Below are 22,522 nucleotides of genomic sequence, written 5' to 3' on the forward strand. Positions count from 1 at the left end.
CGACCATGGTCGCTTCGGAGAATGAAATCGGGCCAGTTCACGGGGGCGGTACTGTTATTCGTCGACGGCCGCCCTTCCCAAGAACAGGCGGCATCGCAAGTTGGTTCTGCCGATGAAAACGACATCGCCGGATACATGTCAGCAGCCGCTCAGGATTGGATGATCCAGCCAAGCTCTCGGCGTGATGGCACTGTAGGCGTCACAGTCGAAGCATCTCATTGATCGTTTATGAGGCTTTCTTCGATGCCGCTGATGCCTGACGGGCGGTCGCAGCTGCAGGCGACAACACGCCTATTTAGTTGGAAACAGTCGAGGTAAGCCAACTTGGCTTCCCGTTACTATTTGGAGAAAGAAATGCTGTGCCTAGGAATCAGCGGCGGACTTGACCAAGTCCATGAAAACCGATTCGAGCGTCCGAACGCCTTTATGCACGATGGCGCCGCGGTGCTCGTCCGAGACGGAAAGGTGATAGCCGCCGTAGAAGAGGAACGCCTCAATCGAATCAAGCACTCGAACAAGCTGCCAAGTGGTTCGATTCAATACTGTCTCTCGACGGCCGGGGTTCAGCTCAGCGACATTGATCGTGTCGCGGTCTACGCCAGCGAGCCCTATGCCAACGCCATGCTTGAAGGTATGTCCGCTTCCCAACCGGACATTCTCTCCACTCCGTTGGATGCTAAAATGTTGGTGCAGAACCTGTTAGCGCGTGAGTTCGGCACTAAGTTGGACAGTTCGCGTATTTCATTCGTAGGTCATCATCAGGCGCACGCCGTGAGCGCCTTTGCAATGTCGGGCTTCGAACAAAGTCTCATTCTAGCGATTGATGGCTGTGGTGATTTCCTGTCGGGCCTTGTGGCGGTAGGGTCTGGCACAGAAATTACGCAAATCGAGGCTTTCCCGGAGGACAATTCTCTTGGGCTGTTTTATCTCGAGACGATCCGCTGTCTCGGCTACGGCATGTTCGACGAGTATAAGGTAATGGGACTCGCGCCCTATGGCGACCCCGCTCCCTATCGCGAGCTCTTCGAGCAGTTGTACGAGCTCTCCGCCAACGGTGGCTACCGTGTTCACCTCGACCGCATCGGTCCGGCGTTGCTCCGCAACATCGAGATCAGGCGAAAGGGAATGCCTTTCACCCAGCAGCATCGAGATGTGAGTGCGTCACTGCAGGAAGCGCTTGAGCGGATCGTGTTCCACATTCTCCGGCACCACCGAGAGGCCACCGGCATGAAGCGGTTGTGTCTGGCGGGAGGGGTAGCCCACAACTGCACGATGAACGGCAAGCTGCTGTATTCAGGGCTTTTCGAAGACATCTTCGTGCAACCCGCGTCTCACGACGCTGGCTGCGCATTGGGAGCTGCGCTGATAGTCTCTAACGAGATGGGCCGCCCCGCGCCGCGTGAGCGACTGCAGGAGGTCTATTGGGGTCCTGATCTCGGGAGCGACCGCGCCGTGGAACAGGAACTGAATGCATGGTCCGGACATCTCGAGGTTGAACGCTCTTATGACGTAGCGAGCAGTGCAGCCCACTGGATCACCAACGGCGCCGTGATCGGCTGGGTGCAGGGTCGTTCGGAGTTTGGGCCACGTGCGCTGGGCAACCGCAGCATTCTTGCCGACCCTCGGCCCGCTGCAAACAAGGACCGGATCAATGCCATGGTCAAGAAGCGCGAAGGCTATAGGCCTTTCGCACCATCTGTGCTGGAAGAGGATGCGAGCGAATTTTTCGACCTCCCGGACGGTAAGCACGAATTTCCATTCATGAATTTCGTCGTTCGCGTGCGTGACTCAAAGCGCGCCTTGTTGGGTGCCATTACGCACGTCGACGGTACGGCTCGGCTGCAAACAGTATCGCGCGATGCCAACCCAGCTTACTGGGAGGTCATCAATGCCTTCAAGAAGCGGACAGGCACTCCAATTCTGCTCAATACGTCCTTTAACAACAATGCTGAACCGATCGTGGATACGGTTGCAGACGCGATTGCCACATTTTTGACGACAGAGCTGGATGGACTTGTGGTCGGGCCCTTCCTGGTAAAAAAACGGGCTGCAACGCTGCAGGATTGGACTGCGCTTGCGATTTCATTGCCTCCCTCAGTCTCCCTCCATCAAACCCGTGCTTACACAGCGCGAGATCATCAGGAGACTGTCTGCGAGATTATTCCGAACCACTCCAGCATTGACAGTGTGCGAATTTCAAACGACTTGTTTAATCTACTGATGCGGATCGATGGCGAAGCCGTGTTGCGAGATCACCTCAATATGATTGAGCCGGATCAGGCCAGGCATGCAGCTCTAATGGAGGGCCTGCGAAGACTGTGGGAGCAGCGCCTGGTTCGGTTGCATCCCTCACAAGCTGGTCGGATGGATCATGGGTCCGATCAAACGCTGGACCAGCCCAATAAGCAATCAGCCTGATAGAGATGCACCTCAAGCTCGGCCAATCAAGGGTGTTTGTCGACCCCGCCTGCGAGCTCCCGCTGTGATTACGGGGTCGTCGCCTACGCGGCGGCGCCCACCAACATCTCCATCAGTCGCTTCGGCGACAAAGCCAATCATCTCCCGTAAGAGCAAGTGCTTTCGGGCAAGGTCTGCAGGTTCAAGGAGTTCGTTGAAGGCGCCGCCAGCTGGAGCTGCGTCGAGCGCATCATCGCGCATGGTCGAGCTCGGCGCCCAAGGGAAATCGCCCAATTCGACACGCGTGCGTTTGCGCCTCATTCAAAACCGCTGCGCGGGTGGTCGAGGTGAAATCGGAAGTCCGTCTGTGCCAGCCGACGACGTTCCCGCAGCGCATCCTGCACATCGCCCTCGATCGCATTCCTCAACTCGCGACATACGACGGGGCGCAGGCGCCGGAAACGAACCCGCCCACCGCAACCTGCAAACTCCCGCCTGTCCTCACGACGGAGCAATCCTGTCGCCTGACCAGGCGCGTGGAAAAGCATCACAAGGGTGACCACAGCGTCGCTTCAGGCCGTCAAACGCTATTGCCGTGCGTCAAGGCGGACTAGGTGACCCGTCGGGAAGCCGGCACCAGCGGCTTTGTCGGGACAAGACACATGCTATTGGGATTTGACCGCCGCAGCCGCGAGCATCGCTTCTCCCATCGCAATGGCCCCTTGGGCACGCAGCATTTCGCCAGGGTTCTGAATGTCGCGCAACTCTTTGTTCTGGCTGAGTTTTGATTTTCCAACCAGGCCGGTGATCTCGATCTCCAAGGCGACGATTGCCCTGACCATCGTGTCGATGAAGTCCTTCGGCGCGTCGCCCATCTTCCATGGGACCGGCTGCGAGGCTTCTTGCATGTGAGTGAGCTTCGCCACGTTGCGGCGCACATACCGCTCATCATCCCGGACAGTGATGCGTCCGTGGGCATGGACGACGAGATAGTTCCAGGTCGGCACCTGCTTGTGGAATTCATGCTTGCTCGGATACCAGTTCGGCGAGATGTAAGCGTCGGCCTCACGGAAGATTACGAGAACCTCATCGCCATTGGCGACTTCCTCCCAGACTGGGTTCTTGCGAGCGACATGGCAATTGAGAACGCCCTTGTCTCCCTTCGAGCGGTCAAGCTCGAAAGGGAGGTGGTTCGCGTCCAGCGTGCCTTTGCTTTGGGTGACGAGGATACCCAGCGGGTGTCTCTCGATAAGGTCAAACAGGGCGTTCTGATCAGGGACGGCAAAATGAGGCGGAACGTACAACGGTTTATCTCCTGTCGCGAATGTGCGGTTGTTAGTAATCGGCGGGGCCTTACGGAACGTGCCCCTGAATCTTCGCTGCCGTCGACGAGTGCCCCGGATTTCGGTGTCCACCACGCTCAAGCACCGCCATCGTGAAGTGGGCGGGCACATCAGATGCCGCCGCATATGAGTGAGGTTGGTCAGTGACAAGCCGCGCACTCTCGCCTTCGCTTAAAATTTCCACGTGGGTACCTACCACAACGCTCAGGGCACCCTGACTGACCGAGATCAGCTCGCGCGTATCCGGACTATGAGCGTCCGCGGAAAACACATCGCCCGGCATCATGACCCAGCTCCACAGTTCGAACATCGTGCGTCCCGAGGTCGACGAATGCAGTTGCGCAGAGCTTCCCTTGGCGCTCGTCCAAAGCCTCCTGGTCTCTGTCCGCTCGATGGGAAAGCGCACCGTGGAAGGGTGCTCGTTCAACAAATCGGCCACCGAGAGCGAAAACGCCGCCGCCAGCCGACACAGTATGCCGATACTGGGGTTCGCCCTACCCTGCTCCAGCGCGACCACGGTTCCCTTCGATAGGCCACTTAGTTTAGCCAGGCGATCCAGGGTCAGGCTTTGGTCACGCCTCAAGTCTCGGATCCGGGCTGCTATCGCTTGCCCAAGCGCTTGCTCGGCATCAAACGCTTCCGTAACATTGGTCATTATATTGACTTGGGTCCTCGGCTCACGTATTGCGGTCAGTATAATGACCGGCACGAAATTGCAACTGCCCGTTAGGAAGGAATAACCGATGCGTTTTGAGACGAAGGCGATCCACTGCGGCCGAGGTGTCGACGCGTCCACGGGGGCCGTATCCATGCCGCTGCACACCAGCACGACGTTCGAACGAGGCGCCAACGGGTCATTTCCGTCCGGCTTCGAATACACAAGGGATGGAAATCCGACACGCAATGCGTTCGAGGCGGCCATGGCGACGCTTGAGGGAGGGGGAGACGGCATCGCCTTCGCTTCGGGCATGGCCGCAATCGCTGCAGTTTTCGAGAGCCATCCGTCGGCGGGTCGGATCGTTCTGCCGGATGACATGTATTTCGGCATTCGTTCGCTGATCGAAGAGACCGACATTGGGTCTCGCTTCGACTTTGCCCCCGTCGACATGCGCGATTTGGACGCTTTGCGCGCCGCGGTGACATCGAAGCGGACTGGCCTCGTCTGGGTCGAGACGCCGTCAAACCCGATGATCCGCGTTGTCGACATTGCGGCCATCTGCGCAATCGCGCACGAGGCAGACGCCTTGGCGGTGGTGGACAATACGTGGGCCACCCCAGTGCTTCAACTGCCACTCGAAATCGGGGCAGACGCGGTGATGCACTCGGCGACAAAGTACATTGGCGGCCACTCGGATTTGATGGCCGGTGTCGTCATTGTCCCAAACGCGTCACCCCTCGGTCGCCCATTGCGGATGGTCCAGAAACACAAGGGCAGCGTCGCAGCGCCCTTCGACTGTTGGCTGGCGTTGCGGGGCCTGCAGACATTGCCGGTCCGCATGCGCGCCCATTGCGAAGGCGCCCAGAAAGTGGCCGAGGCCCTGGCGTCTCATCCGCGCGTCGAAAAAGTGCTCTTTCCTGGTTTGCAAACTGATCCGGGACACGATCTTGCTACGCGGCAAATGAGCCATTACGGAGCGATGCTATCCTTTATCGTCGAGGGCGGAGCCGATGCTGCAATGGCCGTGGCCGGCCGCCTGAAGATTGTTGTCCGGGCGACAAGCCTTGGCGGGACGCATTCTCTGATAGAGCATCGCGCATCCGTTGAAGGTGCGAAGTCCAAAGCGCCAGGCGGATTGCTGCGAATTTCTGTAGGGCTTGAACATCCTCAGGACATTATAGATGACCTGATGCAGGCCCTAGGCGAAACCTGCAAAGCGGGAGTCCAATGACGGGTGCAAGAACTCTGGCGCCGCTTTACGTGACGGCTGGCGCAGCCGACGATCGGCAGAACAATGTTCCTGCTGAGTAGAACGCACGTCCTCTGGTGAACCGCTACCGCCGTGTCGCATTGTCTCGGGCGTGGTGGTCGCCTGGGTGATGAACGTCTTCGGGTTTCCGGACGATGGCCACGCGCTCGACCGGATAGCGGAAATACCCAGATTTGCCGTTGACCTACTGCTGCTCGACCTCGTCGGAGATCGCGGTCAACAGATGGGATGGATGTGCTGGCACTACGGCAGTTTGACAAGCCGGCCATCGGGGCGCTAGCACCGTCCAAAGCCAAGAGTCGCAGGGCAGAACTGACCGCACCCAGCGGGCTGCGGGACCCATCAGCTAACGGCCAGGTTGGTACCTCAAGGCGCATCAGCACCATGGATGTCACATTGTCCTTGTTGCGAGCGCGATTTCGGAACTTCGTTGTGACGCAGTCTGTGCACAGAGCGCACCGCTGTAAGCAAATGAGCGGACGAACGACACCCAGTGGAGGAGAGAAGTGATGCGGCGTCAAGATCCTCCGCGCTTTGCGGCAAACACACTGATCCCTCTTCACAACCCGGTCTTTCGTTCTATCTGGACAGCCACGCAGATATCCAGCCTTGGCTGGCTGGTGCAGAGCGTGGCTATAAGCTGGCTCATGGCGACGATTTCAGCCTCCGATCTAATGGTTGCGCTCGTACAGGCTGCATCGACACTGCCCGCGTTCTTCTTGTCGATCCTTGCTGGAGCCATTGCAGACAGCTTCAGCCGCCGCGGCGTGATGCTTGCCGGACACTGCCTTATCGCACTGGCATCCACGGCGCTGGCACTCGCTGTGGGACTGGGCTTTGTTAGTCCATGGCTGATCCTGGGACTGAGTTTCTTGGCCGGATGCGGCTTTGCCTTGAACGATCCAGCATGGCACGCGTCGGTAGGCGATATCCTGGAAAAGCGCGACATACCCGCCGCAGTGACGCTGATGTCGGTGGGCTACAACGTGGTTCGGAGCATAGGACCGGCGCTGGGCGGTGTAATCTTAGCTTTGCTAGGCCCCCTTACGGCTTTCGCCCTCGCTGCGCTGAGTGACTTGGTCCCGTTGAGCGCTGTTCTGCGCTCAAAGTGGCAAGTTCGCTTTTCGCCTCTTCCGCGCGAGCGGATGACTACGGCCATTCATGATGGCATGCGATTCACGGCAATATCCTCAGAGATCAGAGTGGCGATTGTGCGTGCAACCCTATTCGGGCTGTCAAGCATCTCGATCCTTGCTCTGCTCCCCCTCCTGGTTCGCGACCAGCTGGCGGGAGGGCCAATTGTTTACGGGGTGCTATTGGCTGGCTTCGGCACAGGCGCCTTCATAGCCGGCATTGGCAGCAGCTACTTGAGACGCATTACGTCCCAGAACCGATTGATCACGCTCGCATCCGTTGCTTGCGCAACGTGTTGCCTTTTGATGGCCCTCACATCGTCGGTGGCTGTGGCGGCGATCGCGCTTGCAATCGGTGGCGCTGGCTGGGTTGTCACCTGGACCGGAACCGACGTGTGTGTGCAGTTGGCAAGCCCAAGGTGGGTCGTTGGTCGGACCCTGTCCATCTATTACGCCCTGACCTACGGCGGCATGGCAGCGGGCAGCTGGATCTGGGGTGCTGTCGCGCAGTACTATTCGCTGACGTGGGCTTTGGAAGGTGCTGCCGCGGCACTGTTGCTGGTCGCGGCTGTGGGAAAGCTATTGCCAGTGCGGCTATGGGAGGAATCGGATCAAGCGGCCGTCGACTTCAGGCCACCAGAACTGGCCCTCCCTTTGAAACCCAGGAGCGGTCCGATCGTGATCAAGGTGGAGTACTCGATACCCGAGGAGAGTATCGATGAATTTCTGAGCTGCATGCGCGAAAGGCGGCGCGTTCAGAGCCGCGCCGGTGCGCGGGACTGGACCCTCCAGCGCGACCTTCAGAAGTCGACGCTTTGGACCGAGACATTCCGCACGCCGACATGGACGGACTATCTTCGTCTAAACCATCGGCTGACGGTGAATGACAGGGAGGTAGGCGAGCGCCTTGCCGCTCTGCACATGGGTGATTCTCCGCCTCGCATCTCACTTTCAATCGAGCGGTCGACAAGCCCCGCCCCCGGCAGCCAAGTCCAGCCTGTGCCTTTTGTATCGCGCCCGTGAGATAACCAAGACTTGTCTGGGCTTGGACACGGAACGAGCTACTCCTTGATTTGTCGAGCCTGCCCGGATTGCAAATCGTTCCGGCCGGTTAGGCGAGCATGAGAATTCGCGCGGCAATTATGTCAATCACGGGTCCCATGTTCAGCCCGCCCCCCCTCTGCCGCCAGATCGGCTTGAGCACGGATTCAGGTCGCCCGTCCTTTGCATAGCGGCGGGCAACGAATAGCAAGGGGGCGGAGGGTATCCCCGTCTGCGAAGCGGGCAGAGGAGGAATCCGCAAGGCGGGTTGCTGGGGAGAGGGGTCGCGCGCCTCTTTCCGCCTCACTTAGAAAACGTGCGGCCAAGCACGTTCATGTCGGCCGTGGGCGGCCGCAACAATTGCCTACAAGGCGCAAGCGTCGTCACATATTAAGCGTAGCCGCGCGACAACCATCCGTGGTCACGCGCAATCCTGCGAATTGTCAAGCGGAGACAACGATCGCGGCACCAAGCAAAGTGGCGAACCCGATTCTGCTCGGGAGATCCCAAAGCTCTCCGAACCCTATTAGATCCATGAAGCGAAACACGGCGCCCTGAAGCAGGTAAAGCAGCAGTGTGCTCTGACCAAGCTCCACCGCAACAAAGCGAGCTACGCGAGTTGAATGGCCAACTCTCCAGCATAGGAACATAAATTGTGACTGCAGAAGTTGCTACGGAGCCAATGAACATCAGCAACACTTGTCTCGCCGACTCTCCGTCGTAGATCGAAACGAGATTGTTGTAGACGTAAGTCTCCCTTCCCCAAACAAGAAAGCACACTCACGGCGTGCCGAGCAGCTTGGCCAAGGAGCCGCACTGGGGCCTCCGGAGTGAGTGTTATCGCTCAAGCAGCCACGTCGGCGCGGCCTAAAATCTTCGATGAGCGCGTCAGGAGAGCGTCGATCTCCACATTTCTTCCAGGAGATCGTCCCCACATCATCATGGCCACGGCTCTAACGGGCTGGTGCCCTCCCTTTCCCGTTTTTTGTCTCGATGCTCGGTTGCGCCGCCCGCCGGGGCAAGGCAAAAAAATCGTCGAGGCTGAGCCCCCACTGCGGCTTCGGCGAAATATTCATCCACGGGTTCGCATCACCGCGGGCAGCGGGCGAGTTCGTCGATAGGAGTGCGGATGGAAGTAGGCGATGCACATCGTCACCAGCGGCTCAGATTGTGTGAGGTCCACGGCTCGCTGGTTTCCGCCGACGACGGCGCGGACGGCATCGGTATGCGCAGAGCGGGTCCGTCGGCTTGGCGTCAGTTTCGGGGCAAGGGGCTATTGCTGGTCGCGCGGCGCTGAGTTGGGCGGAAGGATCGACGGCGCAACCCGGGGCTCCCGCGCGACGAGCAGGTTTTTCTCCCGGTCTGACCTGGCCTCGACTCCAGATGTCGCGATGACCGACGTGGCCGGCGCGATTGAACGGGTCTCATGCCCAAAGCTGCCTCGGTGCCCAGTAGCGGCACCGCATGACCCACCCGGCGCTGCTCGAAGTAAACCGCGGCCAGCCAACATCCGAAGGTGCGCCAGACCCGATGTCGCGGCGGCCTGATGGCTCCGGCGCCGTGCCGCGGCAGAAAGCTGCCGATCTCGTCTGGCATGGTCGCTGACCGCATCGTCACCCGGGCCATCGCAGCGACTTTTCTCCGTTACAAAGTCCCCGCGGGACGGACTGCCAGTTCACGCCAGGGCCAACAGCACCCGCAGGGGCGACCGCCGCGTCTGCCGGTCCTGCGAGTAGAATAAGATCGGGAAGTGCGGCTTCATCCTCGATGCCAGAGCTCGCTTCGCCGTACCGCGGCCGCCATAGCCCCTTGCGCTATCACGAGTCAGCCCACCTTTCTAGCTGGCAGCCATCGGGAGCCGATCCGCAACCACAGGGCGGCACCTGTCGGCCCGGCTTCCGTGTCAACGCAGAACATGATGCATATTCCCAGCGCTTTTTGACAGAGCGAACTACAAAATGCAGAACACTGACTCTCCGCCAAATGAATGCTGCGAGCAAGCAGCAGGCGGAGGAACTCCGTCTGGGCTGAGTACCTGTTTCAACGTGAACAAATAAATTGTAGCCAGTTCACGAAACGCCAGGCCCGCTCCTCTGCCGTCCGATCGTCCAGGAAATCCCCTCGGCGCGCACCACGCCAGACACCTCCTTGCCGATATGATGCTCAAGCACCGGCCGCCAGGGCACCAGCGTGAACTCGCGCGATTTCTCGATGACAGCGTATTTTCCGCCGGCGAGCTCGACGCAGCGGCGCAGCGTACCGTCTATTGGATTGCCATGCTGCGCTTCAGAATACGAGAGCCCGAGTTCGTCCGAGAGCTGACTGGCAACACGGTTCAGCTCTCGTTGGCGCAGCATTGAAAGCATGTTGGCGCGATAGATGACCCGATCCTGCGCATCATGGGCAAGACCTTGCGCGATCAGCCACTGCTGTCGGCGGGCCTGGACCTGACGTACTTCTCGACCGAAGCCAGAGTCGCGCAAGGACTCAGGGTGGGCTGATACCAGCTCCTGGTCGATCCAGGTGGCGCCGTCAAAGCCTACTTGGCTCTCCAGCGGCATTGATGAGAGCTTGTCGACGACAACAGGCTGGGCCCTCGCTCGTTGACGCTCGTAATCCGCGACGCGGTTGAGATGGTCGGGCGCGACTGTCCATGTGCCGTCCGGCTCGCGCTCGACGCCACCGGTCGCACGGCGGATCGCCTCCAGTCGCCGCACGTGCGTTTCGGCAAAGCGTTCGGTGGCCGAGGGGTCATGCTTGAGATGGATATCGATGCTGTAGCGCCCGTCGTTGACCGTGGCGATGCCGGCAATTGTGCGGTCGACTTTTCTTGGCCCGGTGTCCCTCGGCCTGATCCGCACTATGCAGCCTTCTTGTGTCGGTTGGGTGGCCTCGCCTTTGCCGATATCAAAATAGTGGCTTTTGCCGTCCACGCCGTCGACGACGAGGTAATGGCGGTCAGTGATTTCGTCGGCCAGCCCGCGCCCGACGACACGTCCGACCACGGTTTGGGCCGACCCGTCGGATCGATCGTGGATAAGATAGTCGGCGGCACTGCGGACGAGCCCCTTGCCGGTCAGCTCGCGATGGATGGTCTTGACAATGTCGCCGCGCTCGCCGATGCGGCGTAGCGTGGCTTCGAGATCATCCTCCAGGCGCCAGCGACCCGAAGGCATCTCCTCGGCGAGGCCCATCCGCTCGAGCTTGCGCAGGCGGCCCTGGTGCAGCGTCTGGCGAAAGGTGTCTCGGCTGGCTGGTGAGACATGCCCCTCGTCGCGCATGCGCATCAGCTGCCGGTCGATGCTGGTGAAGCGTTCCTGCTCCATCTCCTGGCGCAAGCGCTGCTCGATCTCGCGGTCGGTGCGCGGGCCAAGGTCGAGGCTAACCAGTTCGGCTGCGCGCTCGCGCAGGCCAGAGGAGATGTAGTCCCGCGCGATGACGAGGTTTTCGCCGTGATCGTCCCTGCCGCGCACGATGATGTGGGTGTGAGGATGGCCGGTGTTGAAATGGTCGACGGCCACCCAGTCTAGCCTGGTGCCGAGGTCTTCTTCCATTTGCGCCATGAGGCGCCGGGTGAGCAGCTTCAGGTCATCATACTCGATACCGTCTTCAGGGGCGACGATGAAGCGGAACTGATGACGGTCACCGTTCGCGCGATCGAGAAAGGCCCTGCCGTCCGCGTGGTCTTTGTCGGCAGCGTAGAGCTCGCCACGCTCGCCTTCCCGGGTGACGCCGTCGCGCTGGAGGTAGCGGAGGTGCGCACGAGCTCCGTCGACTCCCTTGCCGGCCAGCTTGACGATGCGTGCCTTGACGACTGCGCGCCGCTGCCGAAACGCCGCGTGGCGGTCGCGTGCTCTAAGAACGGCGGCAGCAGCCCCGCCGCGCCCCACCCGGCTTCCGATGAAGCGGCTGCCGCGTCCGCTCCTGCCGCCTGCTCGGTTGACCGCGGCCTGGACCTGGCCAGCGTAGCGTTTGACCGCCTTCGAGCCGCGCGAGCCAATTTTGCCGAGCCTCGGCGTGAATTCGTCATCCTGCATGCGGCCTCCGATGAACCAGCAGCAAAATCAGAGGCTTGCGCGCCAGACCCTCCTGGACCCGCAGGCAACCTCCCGGGAAAACGATGTGCAGACAAACACTTCGCCGCCTCAGGAGGCGATGCCTTTATCTTGCCTTCCGCGGACCTGCCTCCCTGCCCCCCGCCCGAACCGCGGTAGCCGCTGCCCTCACCTGCGATCCGGCCGGCCTGACCTTGCTCGCTCCGATCCGAGCGGCACCAGGAGGTGGCCATTCGGGCCGGTCACGGAAACACCGTTTCGGAGGAAAAACAGCGACTGCCCGGAAGGGATTCCCGGCGCGCTTTTGGAACGGGATTTGTCGGTGAGCGCGTCCATATCGGCGGCCGAAATGCCCGCCGCCTTGACCTCTTCCAGATACGAAACCGTCTCGCTGGGCAGTGGCCGCCCACGCTGCAAATGCTGTTCGTAGCGCTCCGGCCCGGCGTTATAGGCTGCAAACAGGCCTGGAAATCCGAAGCGGTCATACATGGCGCGCAGATAGGCAGTGCCTGCCAGAATGTTGTCGCGAGGGTCGTGCGGGGCGGCTCCCAGGCCAAGCTCTGCGCGCAACTCCTCGTAGGTGCCTGGCATCACCTGCATCAGGCCAATGGCACCGGCGCTCGACGTGACCGGCCGTCCATTGAGCCTTGTCTGCCCCCGGCTTTCGGCATCCATGACGGCATAAATCCAAGTCTGTGGAATGCTGAAACGCCGGCTTGCTTCGGCTACGAAGGGCTGCCATCTTGCAAGCTGCGGACTATGGGAGATGACGACCGGCTTCGTGTTGGTCGCCGCGGAACAGGAGCATGGTGCGAGAGACACCATGCCCAGCATCAGGAGGGTCACTCGGTCCATAGCGGCACGAGCCTCCCGATGATATTTTCGGTCGGCACCGGCCCGAAATAGCGGCTGTCGAACGAGCGATTTTTGTCGCTGCCGAGTAGGAAAACCTCGGCAGCGGCGAGCTTTCGGCAGGCATTCCACCAAGGCAGCGGACGGTGCTGCGTGTCGGTTGCAAGCCGGCGCGCGACAATCTCGCCGCCGATGATGATGGCGTCGCCGAAGGCGCAGACATGCTCGCCAGCCAGCGCGGCAAGGTGCTTGACCAGCGGCACGTTGCTGGGCAGATAGAAGCGTTCGGCGGCCAGATAGACGACCGGTTTTGGCGGGCGGACGAGTACGAGATCACCAAGAGCCGGCGATCCGGACGCGACGCGATAGAGGCCGACCGGCGCACTCGCCGAGGCGTTCCAGACCAGCCAGGGCGATGGTTTGCCGAAGGCGGCGAAGCCGATCAGGGCAAGGCCCATCGTGGCCATGGCGATCGTCTTGCGCGCCCGAATGCGCCGCAGATGGCTGCCGATCAGATGGATGGTGGGACGCCGGCTCATCAGCGGCCTCCCTCGCCGGCCGAGCCGGAATCGTGCCCGCCGTCCTCGGGCCCGGTCTCCTGCGCGTGCCCCTTCGACCAATCGTCGAGTTCGTCGATGTGATAGCGGACATAGCGGCCGTGCTTGCGGAATTGCGGGCCGCCGCCTTTGAGGCGCATCTTCTCCAGCGTGCGCTGGGACAGCCCGATATAGAAGGCCGCCTGCGCGGTATTGAGAAACGGACTGCCCTTCTTGGCGCGGGCTGCGCGTTCGTTTTCGTCGTCCATGATGATCCTCGTTTCGCTACGGACAAGCGAAGGCGAGGATCGGCGAGCGAGATCGTTTTGGGGACGGGCGAAGAGTGGGGGGCGAGTTTTCGCCGCCCCCTTCGGCGGCCTCACGGGTCCTGAGAGAGGACCCCGCGCCGGTGGCGGCGCGGGGCTTTCCGGATCGGCCGGTTAGTCGACCGGGTTCCAGATGATGGCGTAAGTGTCGTCGTCATCCTGGCCGGCGGCGCGGCCGAGATTGGCGTAGAGCTTGCGGGGGCCAAACTCGGGGGCGGCAATCGACAGGCTCACATAGTCCTTGCCGGAGGTCTCGCCGGTGCGGATCCAGCCCGCACCCACTTCGACCCCTTGCGTCAGCACCCGGAAGTCGGGATGGGTGTCGGCGCTCTTTGCCTGATTGGGCACGATATCGATGTCGGCGCGGACGCTGAGCGTCTTGAGCTGGCCCTTGTAGCCGCCGTTTTCCTGTTTGGTGACGTATCCGATCGCGGTCATTTCCAGTCTCCTCTTGGTGCTCGCAAGGGACCATTCCCCTGCGATGGCGGACCGTGATGGGCGCGTCCGGACCGCCGGAACCGGGACGGCCGCAGCGATAGCGGAGGACCCGCGCGGGCAGCTTTTTTGAAGCGAAGCGGCGCGAGGAAGCCGCCGCAGGCGGCGGGGAAAAAAGCTGCCGGCGAGGGTTTCGGGCGGGCCTGATCCGCCCATAGGTCGACAAGCCAGCCGCAGGGAATGGTCCCCGAGACACAATGGAGACAGGTGGCGCGATCGGTGACACAAGAAGCCGGCCGCAATGCAGAGCGCCGGCTGCGCGGGCTCTGTCGGCAACCGGATCGGACAATTGGCCCCATGGGCCTTTGGCGCCTCAGCAAGCAACCCGGCGCGGTGCGGGGCTGCCGAAATGGGGCGAACTGGCGTCGGAATTTCTCGCGCGCGGCACTGGCTCGACAAGACGCCCAATCGGCAGCCGGCGTGGCCCGTAGCGGCGCGCGCGACCTGAGCGGCGGTAATCGAGAGAACCGCCGCTCGGGCCCTGATCGACTATTCGCGCACGAACAGCGGCTGCACTTGTGTCCACTGATCGGCGGTGCGGAGCCGCTGCGGCTGGTGTAGCTTTCGGCCGGGAATTTCATCCAGCGCGGCAGCCAGGTCTCGACCCAGGGGCGGCCATTCTCGCCCGCCAGGAAGTCGCGGATGATGTTCTTTTGCGTCTTGACCTTCTCGGCGACATTGCCGTCCGCGACCAGCTTGCCGCCGACGTCGGCCAGCATCGAATTGGCGATTTCCTTGTCGCGCAAGAGGTCGAAGAAGGCATCGTCCGGTTGCCACCATATGCCCATGTCGACGTTCAGGTGGTTGCCGAGCGCCTCGACGACGGCGCTGCCGGCTGCAAGCGTCTCGGCCATGACAAGGGTGAGAACGCGCATGACATCGTCGTCGCAGAGCGCCAAGAGGCGCGCGAACACGCCGGCGATAGCAACGGCGTCGCCATTGCCGCCGGCGACCAAGCTATCCTCATCCGGTGATCCGAGCAGGGCCAATACCTCGCGCCGCTTTTTGCCGAATGCGGCTTCAGCCTTGCAGCCGGCAAGGCTGGCAGTCACCGTCTCGTTGGCTGCGCGCTGCGGCTCAGGCCGCACCTGCCACAGGCCCGAACCGGTGATGGCGTGCGCCACCACGAGGCGCAGCGCCACGGCGGGATGGTCGAGCATGGCCGCGCGCACGGCGGCATGGCGATGCAGATCGATATAGTTGTGCATCGGGCCGGTGACTTCGGGGCGCGGCAGCTTGGCGGCTGTTTCTTCTTGCTCGCCGCCCTCGCGGGCGCGGCGGGCTTCCTTGCGTGACAGCCAGCCCTCGTGACACTCGACCTCGCCGCGATGCGAGACAGTGATGACGATCTTGCCGCCCTTCTTCTTCGGGGTCTTCTCGTGGTCCCATGCGTGGAAATACTGGCCCGGTTCCAGCGCACAACCTCGCTCCAGCCCTCGTTGAGATAGGTGTCGCGTTTGGTGGCAATCGCTTCGTTCTGCTTTTGCCAGAACAGGTCGGCATCGGCGAAATAGCTGTCCTCGCCGAACAGGTCCGAGGTGATCAGGCCGGGATACTCCTCGATGGCAAACAGTGCCACCTTGGTGGAAATCGACTGGCCGCCGAACAGCCATTGCTTCAATTGATAGCCACGCGGCGCGTATTGATCGGGATCGGCACAGAGTGCCAGCCAGTCCTTCTGCTGCGCCTTGGAAGACATTGTGAGATGGCGCACCGGCTCGGTGTCGATCTCCTCGCGCCGATAGGCTTCGCGGATTTTGGGCAAGAGGTCGCCAAGCGCCAGAATGCGTTTGACCTTGAGATCAGTGATGCCGAAGGTCACAGCGATGTCGAGAACGGTGCGGCCTTGCCTGACAAGCCGCGAAACGTCTCCCATTGCCATACTTCGTCAGGATCGAGGCGGGCGAGGTTTTCGATCAGGAAGCTTCGAGCGCATCGGCGTCGTCACCGTCCTCTATGATGGCGCAGGGCAAGGGATCGCCTTCACCGCGCTCGTCGGCAAGCGATTTCGCGGCGAAATAGCGCCGCCTGCCGGGTTGTCCCCGCCGCGGAGGCCGAAGGCCGACGCGGCGGGACGGTTTTTGCGCCTATCGGCGCTGCTGTTCCGCCGTGTCGGGCGGAAGCTCGGAATGGGGCTTTGATAGGGCGTCTGCTGCCTGCCGCAACAGTCGCTCGGCCTCGGTGACGTGGCCGCAAAATGCGGGCGGCTTCGGCATGGACGGAGATCGGAAAGCGCGCCTGGAAATGCAGGTCGCGCTCTATGCCGAGGCCAAGCGGCCCTTTTACGGATGCAAGCTCGGCCAGACTGACGCTGCCAAGTTCGGGGAAGCCGAAGCCGAGATCGCAAAGACCGAACAGCGTGTCGCCATCGGCGTCGAGTTCGCTCAGAAGCGAGGTCGGGGCACCTGTCGGATCAAACAGTTTCACAACGGGAAAATGGTCGATGTCGGCGCCGGCGGCGCCATGGGCGAGCAGTCGTGCGCGCTGTGGATTGGTGATCAGGATCATGGAAAGACTCCTTGTCAGAACGGGTCGCGTTGACTTCTTGCGTCCGGCGGGAGAAAGGTTCACCGGACCTTCCTCTGATCCGCCTCCCCATTAGAGACCGACCTTGAGCAGCTTTGCGCCGCGCGCGGACACATCGGCGCGTCCATCAGGAGGGTTTGCCCGCGTGGTGATCGGCTGGACGCCGGGAATGAGCGTCTGCTCCTTTGCGGCGTCGGCTCGGTCGCGGTCAGTTGAGGATCGCGCATCGTCATGCCGCAATCCCTTCTTGCGCCTCGCCTTCCGCATCGGCCGGAAGGCCAAACAGGAAATCAGCGGCCTTCGAAGCTAGGCTGGCGGCACGGAATATAGCGCGGTTGTCCTCGCGCAGCACCTTCAGCCATGAGCCGATGTAATCGGCGTGACGCACGGTCGGCTCGATGCCGAGATTGCTGCAGACGAAGGCGGCAGTGATTTCGGCGACCAATTCTTCACGCGCGTAGGCCTTGGAGCCGAACGAGCCGGAGAGGTCGCGAGCAAGCCGCGTCGGGTGGCCGGTCCAGTGGCCTAGCTCGTGAAAGCAGGTCCGGTAATAGTCGATCTGCTGATGGAACGCTGGCTGCGGCGGCACCTGAATGTGGTCGCTGCACGGCATGTAGAAAGCGCGATCGCCGCCGACCCTGAAATCCGCACCGCTGGCGAGAATGAGCGTCTCGGCCTGCGGCACGATCTCGCACTGTGGCAGCGGCTCGGCAGGGGCATGGAGGTGTTCCGGAAGATTGTCGCATTGCGCGACATTGAAGACGGTAAAGCGCTTCAGAAAAGGCACGGCCTGTGGTGCATCGCCCTCGTGGCGTGCGCGCTCCTTCTCGTTCTTTGGGACAAAGCGGTCGGCATGCACGATCGTCGTGCCGCGCTCGCCCTTCCTGACATTGCCGCCCAGGGCAAGCGCCTGCCGGAAGGTCAGCCAATTCTGGCTGGGATAGCTGCGCTCGATGACGGCGCCCCACAGGATGAGGATATTGATGCCGGAATAGGTGCGCCCCGTGGACGCATTCCTCGGCAGGCCGAGGCCTGCTTTTGCGCTGCCCCATGGCTTGACCCATGGCACGGTGCCGCGCTCCAGCTCGGCAATGATGCGGTCGGTGATCTCCTGATAGAGGCTTGCGCCTGGGCGCCTGCCCTTGCCTGCGCCAGCCTCTCCGCTGGTGGTACGCTTGCTGTTTGCACGCATGTGTTATCCTCCGCTCGCCAATCGCCGCGCCTTTCCCCGGAAGCGGGGTGGGCGGCGAGTCGCGACCGGAAAGGCCCGCCGTGGTAGGCGGACCGCATCCGAAGGACCGGAACGAAGAGGAGGACCCTGAGCGGCACGCGAAGGGTTGCGGGCTGCCGCGGCGGGTCTAGAAGGGAGTGCCGCCCGCCCCGCGCCACCGGGAAAGGCCAACAGACAAACCGCGCCGCCCGCAAGGGCGGCGGCCGTCACAGCCCGAAGGGCTGCCCACGCCAAGGGGCGAAGCCGAATGGCCGAGACCGCCTGAGCTTGCCGAAGAAAAGCGGGCTCGGTTCACGAGCACCTGGTGCGCGTCGTCAGGCGCGCGGGCGCCCGCCAAGTTTTTTCGCACATGGTCAGGCGCCGCAGTTACGTCGAGAACCAAAAGGCATCGGCGCCGTGCGCGCGGCTTCCTCCGAAAACCAGCGCTCGCCTTTCAACAAATTGAGGCGTTGTCCCACTCAATATTCCTGTCCGTGATCATGATAGATGCGGCGCGCCCGCTAGGACCGGAGGCTGGAGAGAATCTCGCACGGATCAGCGTCAAGGGCCGCAGTTATGTCGAGAAACTCGATGACATCGAGACGCCGCTCTGCGCCCTCGTACTTGGCCACGAAGGATTGGGGACGACCAAGCTTGTCAGCCAGCTGCTTCTGGGTCAGGCCTTTGGCCTTGCGCAGCAAAACCAGCCGGGCCAGGAACCGCTGGTGGCGGGGCGATCGAAGGGATTTGGGCATGGAGGCGAACCGGTCGGGTAAAGACCGGATCAGCGACTAATCCCGGTTTCGGATTATCCCATTTTGGGATATACTGCCTGCGCTCACAGGCGAGGTTCGCAGGCATGAATGGACCAATGGGAACAGATGAGACTCGAAGCTCAAGTTTGAGCGATGAAGTCCCCTGGTCGGAGAACCTCACGAGCTACGACAGGGAGCATTTCACGATCTACCTGCGGATCCTGGATGCCTGCGCCGAGAATGCCAGCGAAAAGGAGATGGCCGAGCGCATCCTCGGCATCGACCCGTCCATTGACCCGGTTCGCGCCCGCAAAGCTCTTCGCAGCCATATCGACCGTGCGAACTGGATGGTGACGACCGGCTACAAGGAACTGTTCGCCGGCTGATGCACAGCGCCCAATGCCACGTGTTTCGAGTAGGCAAGTCTCTGTAGCCAAATTCGGCAGCGCACGGCCGCGACAGCGGGCGCTGCGGGAGCGGTCACAACTGGTTCGCGTACTGTTTGACTGCCATTTCCAGTGCTTGCATCAAAGGCACAGCCTTGGAGAAGAGGAAGCCTTGGGCGGTTCGGCAACCAAGCTTGTGCAGGGTTTGCCGATCCGCCTCTGTTTCGACGCCCTCGGCCATGACCTCGATCCCGAGCATGTCACCGAGTTCGATGACGGATTTGACAAGCAGTCGGTCCTCTCGGGACTTGGCCAAGCCGCGAATGAAGCCTTGGTCTATTTTCACCTTGCGTATCCGACGGTCCTTGAGAGATGCCAAGGTAGAAAAGCCGGTGCCGAAGTCGTCGAGCGCGATGGAAATACCGGCATGCGAAAGCCGTCCGAGCTTTTCATCCACTCTGTCCGGATCCACCGGCGATTCTTCGGTAATCTCGATTTCGAACATCGTCGCAGGCAGGCCTCTTGCGGCCAGACCATCCAGAACCATGTCGTCGATATCGCCGGCTTCCAGTTCGCGCGGGGAAACATTCATCGCCACACGAATGTTACGACAGTCAGCTTTCACCAAGCCGTCGATAAAAGCACAACAGTCGGCGAATACGGTTTGCGTCAGCAGCTGAAGCATTCCGGTTTCGCGTGCGGCTGTGATGATTTCGGGTGGAGAGATGGCACCATGTGTCGGATGGGACCATCTCAGCAAGGCTTCAAAACCGACCACGGCCTCGGTGTCGAGTTTCACGATCGGCTGGAACCAAGGTTGCAATCTTCCCGTCTTTATCGCCGAATGAAGGTCCCGTTCGATGGACTGGCGGCGTTGGAGTTCCCGGTCGAGTTCGGCATCGAACAGGCAAAATTCGTTCCTGCCATGGCGCTTGGCCGTATAAAGGGCGATATCGGCCCGCAACAGCATTTCAGTCAGGCTCGACGTCTGCGCCAAGTATATCCCTATCGATGCCCCGACGCGCACGGACGCGACCCCGACATAGGGGCGAGCAATTTTGGCTATGATATTGGAGGCGAGATCACTGGCAGAAAGCGAAGCTCTCGTTGAGGGAAAAACCAGCACGAATTCATCGCCGCCGATACGAGCTAGCGTTGAGCCTTCCGGTGCTTCCTGCTCTATGCGGCGGGCGATCATGACAAGCAGTTCATCACCGGTCCTGTGACCGTAGGTGTCGTTGACAGATTTAAAGCCGTCCAGATCAATCAGCATTGCCACGAAGGGGCCATCCGCGGTCTTGAACCGACCGATGGCGTGTTCAAGGCCCCGCCTGTTGAGAAGGGCGGTCAAATGGTCCTCCCTGGAGTTGCGCTCCATTTCCGACGCAAGTCGCTCTGCCTCATGTCTCAGGCGGCTTGCTTCGCGGAAGCGCGCCTGCCCAACAAACGAAGCTCGGACCAAGCCGCCCATGAAGAGCAGAACGGTGAAAGCCAGAATGTAGCGTTCAAAATTGCCTTTCGCCAAAAGGCACGCCACCGTGATGAGGAGTGGAGGTGTGATGAAGCTGGTCGCCGCCGCGGCATACGAACTGCCATATGTAACCGCACCAGCTGAAATGCCCGCCAGTATGACCAGATGCATCGGTGCTTGAGGTGTTGTGTATCCAACAGTCAGCACGGCCGGGAAGGACCAGGCAAACCCTGCCAGAAGGGCAAGGACGCCAAACATGCGAAGGCGCGGCAAAACGCCAAGCAAATCCTGATGGCGCCCCGTTTCCTTTAGCTGAAAACGGGCGAGTGCAAGCCGGGCGGCATTTAGCGCATTGACGACCAGGAACCAGCTTGCAGCGGCAAAGCCGCCGCCAGAAAGGGCCTGCACCCCGCAAATCAGGCCTGACAGGATCGCGCTTATCGGCATCGACACGAAGAGCCCGGCCCTCAGGTCAGCAAGCTGATCCTGACGGATTTTGGCCTCCAGCGATTCTTCTTTCTTTAGGGGTGCCATGAATGGACCAGCTTGCTTCCGTCATTGTTCGCGAGGACCAAACCTATGCAAGCCCACTGAAGGACGGGTTAACTACCCAGCGAGGGTAACCAGTGCGCTCACCATGCTTCGGGTCACACCTTTGGCTTAGCATTGCCGAATCATCAAGGTTTCGCCCGCGCGCGTGCCTTGATCCGAATCATGCCATGATCGGCAACGTCACCAGGAAGCAGCCTTGCCCGCGACGCTGCGAGCCAGCAAGACAAAGAAGCCGCGCCGAGACAGCGCTCCAGAGCGGTAGCGCTCTGTGCGACTCACCGCCTGAGCATGGCCGAAATGCCATGGCGGACAAAGGGAAGATGTTGGGCAAAGCGGAGCCCAGCATGTCTTGCAAGCCGTGCCGCCGGGTGCTCGCTTGAGTAAAGACCGACAAGCATGTTGGTGGCATGATAGAGCGGCGCCGCCGACAGCCGCAGCCGGCTTTCGTATCTGCCGAGCATGTCGGGATCGGCAATGTCGCGGCGGGCGCGACATGCTGTCAGTATTTTATGAGCGAGTTGCTTCTGGCCGCTGAGGCCGATGTTGAAGCCATGCGCGGTCACCGGGTGCATGCCGATGGCAGCGTCTCCTATAAGTGCCGCACTCGGTGCCGAGAACTTGTGCGCCCAGGTCGTGACCAGCGGATAGGCATGGCGGGTGCTTGCCAGGGTCATCTGCCCGAGGCGTCCTCGACACCGGTTCATCAATTCCATGAGGAACAATTCGTCATCGAGAACAGACAGTCTATCGGCCTCGATTGAGCGCAAAGTCAGAAGCAGCGACGACACGCCTTCCATGAGCGGCAACATCGCTATGGTCTGATGGTGGTCGAACCATTCGACCGCGATCTGGTGATGGAAGCGCTCGTGCCTCACTCGGCAAATCAGCATGGAGTGGCCAAGCGGATGGATGTTGGCGCCAATGCCGAGCAGGTCGCGCATCGCGGACAAACGCGAATCCGCTGCTACGAGCAGCCGAGCGGCCAATTGCCTGCCATCAGAAAGCGTTATGACCGCCTCGTCGTCGCTGGTTGTTGCATTCACGACCGAGTTGCCGCACAGCAGCCGGGCATGATCCTGGAAGTAGACAATTTTGAACAGGGCATCGCGGATCCGACAATTTGGGACCAGAAATCCGAGTGGTTCCCCAGATCCGCTGCGAGTATCGAAGCACAGGGCGAAAGGGCTCGATCCGTTGAGCACGCGCGCGCCATGAAGCGGTGATTTGTCAGATGCGGGCATGGCGTCCCAGGCGCCGAGCTCGCGAAGGATTCTCACCGATGCGTGCGTCAGCGCGATCTCGCGACCGTCGAAAGCCGGATTCGCCAGGCTGTCGATCGACTGCCGTTCAACCACTGCCACCTTGAGTCGGCTCAGGGCGAGCGATGCTGCGAAGGCAAGTCCGACCGGCCCAGCTCCGACGACAATGATGTCGAATGTGTCGACAGAGCCGGCCATCAGCGTGCCGCCATAGCGGCTATCTGCGATACGAAGCGCTCTTGAAGCATCGCAATCAC

General features: G+C 61.3%; 17 protein-coding genes and 2 pseudogenes. 4 read left to right on the plus strand and 15 right to left on the minus strand.

Annotated elements, in window-relative coordinates; genetic code table 11:
* Positions 1-354: 354 nt before the first annotated feature.
* A complete protein-coding gene (locus NKI64_RS28505; RefSeq protein WP_023697826.1) occupies positions 355-2,418 on the plus strand; it encodes a carbamoyltransferase family protein in 2,064 nt (687 codons plus the stop codon).
* A 644-nt stretch (positions 2,419-3,062) separates the two neighbouring features.
* On the opposite strand, the gene NKI64_RS28510 is transcribed toward NKI64_RS28505, so the two are convergent.
* Complete coding sequence (locus NKI64_RS28510) at positions 3,063-3,701, minus strand: FMN-binding negative transcriptional regulator (protein ID WP_023672382.1); 639 nt, start codon at positions 3,699-3,701, stop codon at positions 3,063-3,065.
* A 49-nt stretch (positions 3,702-3,750) separates the two neighbouring features.
* The gene (locus NKI64_RS28515; RefSeq protein ID WP_032934626.1) at positions 3,751-4,395 is read right to left on the minus strand and encodes a helix-turn-helix domain-containing protein; all 645 of its coding nucleotides are present in this window, start codon (positions 4,393-4,395) and stop codon (positions 3,751-3,753) included.
* Between the two features lie 88 nt (positions 4,396-4,483).
* Between NKI64_RS28515 and NKI64_RS28520 the strand changes: the two genes are divergently transcribed.
* Positions 4,484-5,629 (plus strand): trans-sulfuration enzyme family protein, encoded by a 1,146-nt coding sequence (locus NKI64_RS28520; RefSeq protein ID WP_023685532.1) that lies wholly within the window; start codon positions 4,484-4,486, stop codon positions 5,627-5,629.
* Positions 5,630-6,177: 548 nt separating this feature from the next.
* Positions 6,178-7,824 carry an MFS transporter gene (locus NKI64_RS28525; RefSeq protein ID WP_023704122.1) on the plus strand — a complete coding sequence of 549 codons (1,647 nt, stop codon included), beginning with the start codon at positions 6,178-6,180 and terminating at the stop codon, positions 7,822-7,824.
* 408 nt (positions 7,825-8,232) lie between these two features.
* On the opposite strand, the pseudogene NKI64_RS28530 reads toward NKI64_RS28525, so the two are convergent.
* The 11 genes and pseudogenes from NKI64_RS28530 to NKI64_RS28585 all read right to left on the minus strand — a co-directional run.
* Positions 8,233-8,622: pseudogene (locus NKI64_RS28530) on the minus strand (nodulation factor fucose acetyltransferase NolL); the annotation flags it as partial.
* Between the two features lie 1,289 nt (positions 8,623-9,911).
* Positions 9,912-11,879 (minus strand): relaxase/mobilization nuclease RlxS, encoded by a 1,968-nt coding sequence (gene rlxS / locus NKI64_RS28540; RefSeq protein ID WP_023697821.1) that lies wholly within the window; start codon positions 11,877-11,879, stop codon positions 9,912-9,914.
* Between the two features lie 186 nt (positions 11,880-12,065).
* Positions 12,066-12,752: a lytic transglycosylase domain-containing protein gene (locus tag NKI64_RS28545; RefSeq protein WP_023704126.1), complete on the minus strand. Its 687-nt coding sequence runs from the start codon at positions 12,750-12,752 to the stop codon at positions 12,066-12,068.
* On the minus strand, positions 12,740-13,288 hold the full coding sequence (locus tag NKI64_RS28550) for a S26 family signal peptidase (RefSeq protein ID WP_023697819.1): 549 nt from the start codon (positions 13,286-13,288) through the stop codon (positions 12,740-12,742). The genes NKI64_RS28545 and NKI64_RS28550 overlap by 13 nt, the downstream gene beginning before the upstream one ends.
* On the minus strand, positions 13,288-13,554 hold the full coding sequence (locus tag NKI64_RS28555; RefSeq protein WP_023697818.1) for a helix-turn-helix transcriptional regulator: 267 nt from the start codon (positions 13,552-13,554) through the stop codon (positions 13,288-13,290). The genes NKI64_RS28550 and NKI64_RS28555 overlap by 1 nt, the downstream gene beginning before the upstream one ends.
* A gap of 171 nt (positions 13,555-13,725) precedes the next feature.
* Positions 13,726-14,049 (minus strand): DUF736 domain-containing protein, encoded by a 324-nt coding sequence (locus NKI64_RS28560; RefSeq protein ID WP_023672372.1) that lies wholly within the window; start codon positions 14,047-14,049, stop codon positions 13,726-13,728.
* Positions 14,046-15,248, minus strand: a complete 1,203-nt coding sequence (locus NKI64_RS28565; RefSeq protein WP_245265627.1) for a hypothetical protein — start codon at positions 15,246-15,248, stop codon at positions 14,046-14,048. Before NKI64_RS28565 ends, NKI64_RS28560 begins: the two co-directional genes overlap by 4 nt.
* A complete protein-coding gene (locus tag NKI64_RS28570; protein ID WP_023697816.1) occupies positions 15,155-15,982 on the minus strand; it encodes a hypothetical protein in 828 nt (275 codons plus the stop codon). Before NKI64_RS28570 ends, NKI64_RS28565 begins: the two co-directional genes overlap by 94 nt.
* A 211-nt stretch (positions 15,983-16,193) precedes the next feature.
* Positions 16,194-16,614: pseudogene (locus tag NKI64_RS28575) on the minus strand (DUF2958 domain-containing protein).
* Between the two features lie 247 nt (positions 16,615-16,861).
* Positions 16,862-17,824, minus strand: a complete 963-nt coding sequence (locus tag NKI64_RS28580; RefSeq protein ID WP_023697813.1) for an ArdC family protein — start codon at positions 17,822-17,824, stop codon at positions 16,862-16,864.
* Positions 17,825-18,363: 539 nt separating this feature from the next.
* Positions 18,364-18,597 carry a helix-turn-helix domain-containing protein gene (locus tag NKI64_RS28585; protein WP_023708050.1) on the minus strand — a complete coding sequence of 78 codons (234 nt, stop codon included), beginning with the start codon at positions 18,595-18,597 and terminating at the stop codon, positions 18,364-18,366.
* A gap of 104 nt (positions 18,598-18,701) precedes the next feature.
* On the opposite strand from NKI64_RS28585, the gene NKI64_RS28590 reads away from it, so the two are divergent.
* Positions 18,702-18,983, plus strand: a complete 282-nt coding sequence (locus NKI64_RS28590; protein ID WP_081731646.1) for a DNA -binding domain-containing protein — start codon at positions 18,702-18,704, stop codon at positions 18,981-18,983.
* A 94-nt stretch (positions 18,984-19,077) separates the two neighbouring features.
* Here the strand turns inward: NKI64_RS28590 and NKI64_RS28595 are convergent, their stop codons facing one another.
* Positions 19,078-20,988 carry a putative bifunctional diguanylate cyclase/phosphodiesterase gene (locus NKI64_RS28595; RefSeq protein WP_023746202.1) on the minus strand — a complete coding sequence of 637 codons (1,911 nt, stop codon included), beginning with the start codon at positions 20,986-20,988 and terminating at the stop codon, positions 19,078-19,080.
* Between the two features lie 293 nt (positions 20,989-21,281).
* Positions 21,282-22,463: a 5-demethoxyubiquinol-8 5-hydroxylase UbiM gene (gene ubiM, locus NKI64_RS28600; protein WP_023746201.1), complete on the minus strand. Its 1,182-nt coding sequence runs from the start codon at positions 22,461-22,463 to the stop codon at positions 21,282-21,284.
* Positions 22,464-22,522: the final 59 nt, after the last annotated feature.

The sequence above is a fragment of the Mesorhizobium sp. M0478 genome (assembly GCF_040321305.1).
Lineage (GTDB): Bacteria > Pseudomonadota > Alphaproteobacteria > Rhizobiales > Rhizobiaceae > Mesorhizobium.

Bases quoted from the DNA above. Each gene is read 5' to 3' on its own strand.
- NKI64_RS28505 (WP_023697826.1), top strand. From the start codon at position 355: ATGCTGTGCCTAGGAATCAGCGGCGGACTTGACCAAGTCCATGAAAAC.
- NKI64_RS28515 (WP_032934626.1), bottom strand. From the start codon at position 4,395: ATGACCAATGTTACGGAAGCGTTTGATGCCGAGCAAGCGCTTGGGCAA.
- NKI64_RS28520 (WP_023685532.1), top strand. From the start codon at position 4,484: ATGCGTTTTGAGACGAAGGCGATCCACTGCGGCCGAGGTGTCGACGCG.
- NKI64_RS28525 (WP_023704122.1), top strand. From the start codon at position 6,178: ATGCGGCGTCAAGATCCTCCGCGCTTTGCGGCAAACACACTGATCCCT.
- rlxS (WP_023697821.1), bottom strand. From the start codon at position 11,879: ATGCAGGATGACGAATTCACGCCGAGGCTCGGCAAAATTGGCTCGCGC.
- NKI64_RS28545 (WP_023704126.1), bottom strand. From the start codon at position 12,752: ATGGACCGAGTGACCCTCCTGATGCTGGGCATGGTGTCTCTCGCACCA.
- NKI64_RS28550 (WP_023697819.1), bottom strand. From the start codon at position 13,288: ATGAGCCGGCGTCCCACCATCCATCTGATCGGCAGCCATCTGCGGCGC.
- NKI64_RS28555 (WP_023697818.1), bottom strand. From the start codon at position 13,554: ATGGACGACGAAAACGAACGCGCAGCCCGCGCCAAGAAGGGCAGTCCG.
- NKI64_RS28560 (WP_023672372.1), bottom strand. From the start codon at position 14,049: ATGACCGCGATCGGATACGTCACCAAACAGGAAAACGGCGGCTACAAG.
- NKI64_RS28570 (WP_023697816.1), bottom strand. From the start codon at position 15,982: ATGGGAGACGTTTCGCGGCTTGTCAGGCAAGGCCGCACCGTTCTCGAC.
- NKI64_RS28580 (WP_023697813.1), bottom strand. From the start codon at position 17,824: ATGCGTGCAAACAGCAAGCGTACCACCAGCGGAGAGGCTGGCGCAGGC.
- NKI64_RS28585 (WP_023708050.1), bottom strand. From the start codon at position 18,597: ATGCCCAAATCCCTTCGATCGCCCCGCCACCAGCGGTTCCTGGCCCGG.
- NKI64_RS28590 (WP_081731646.1), top strand. From the start codon at position 18,702: ATGAATGGACCAATGGGAACAGATGAGACTCGAAGCTCAAGTTTGAGC.
- NKI64_RS28595 (WP_023746202.1), bottom strand. From the start codon at position 20,988: ATGGCACCCCTAAAGAAAGAAGAATCGCTGGAGGCCAAAATCCGTCAG.
- ubiM (WP_023746201.1), bottom strand. From the start codon at position 22,463: ATGGCCGGCTCTGTCGACACATTCGACATCATTGTCGTCGGAGCTGGG.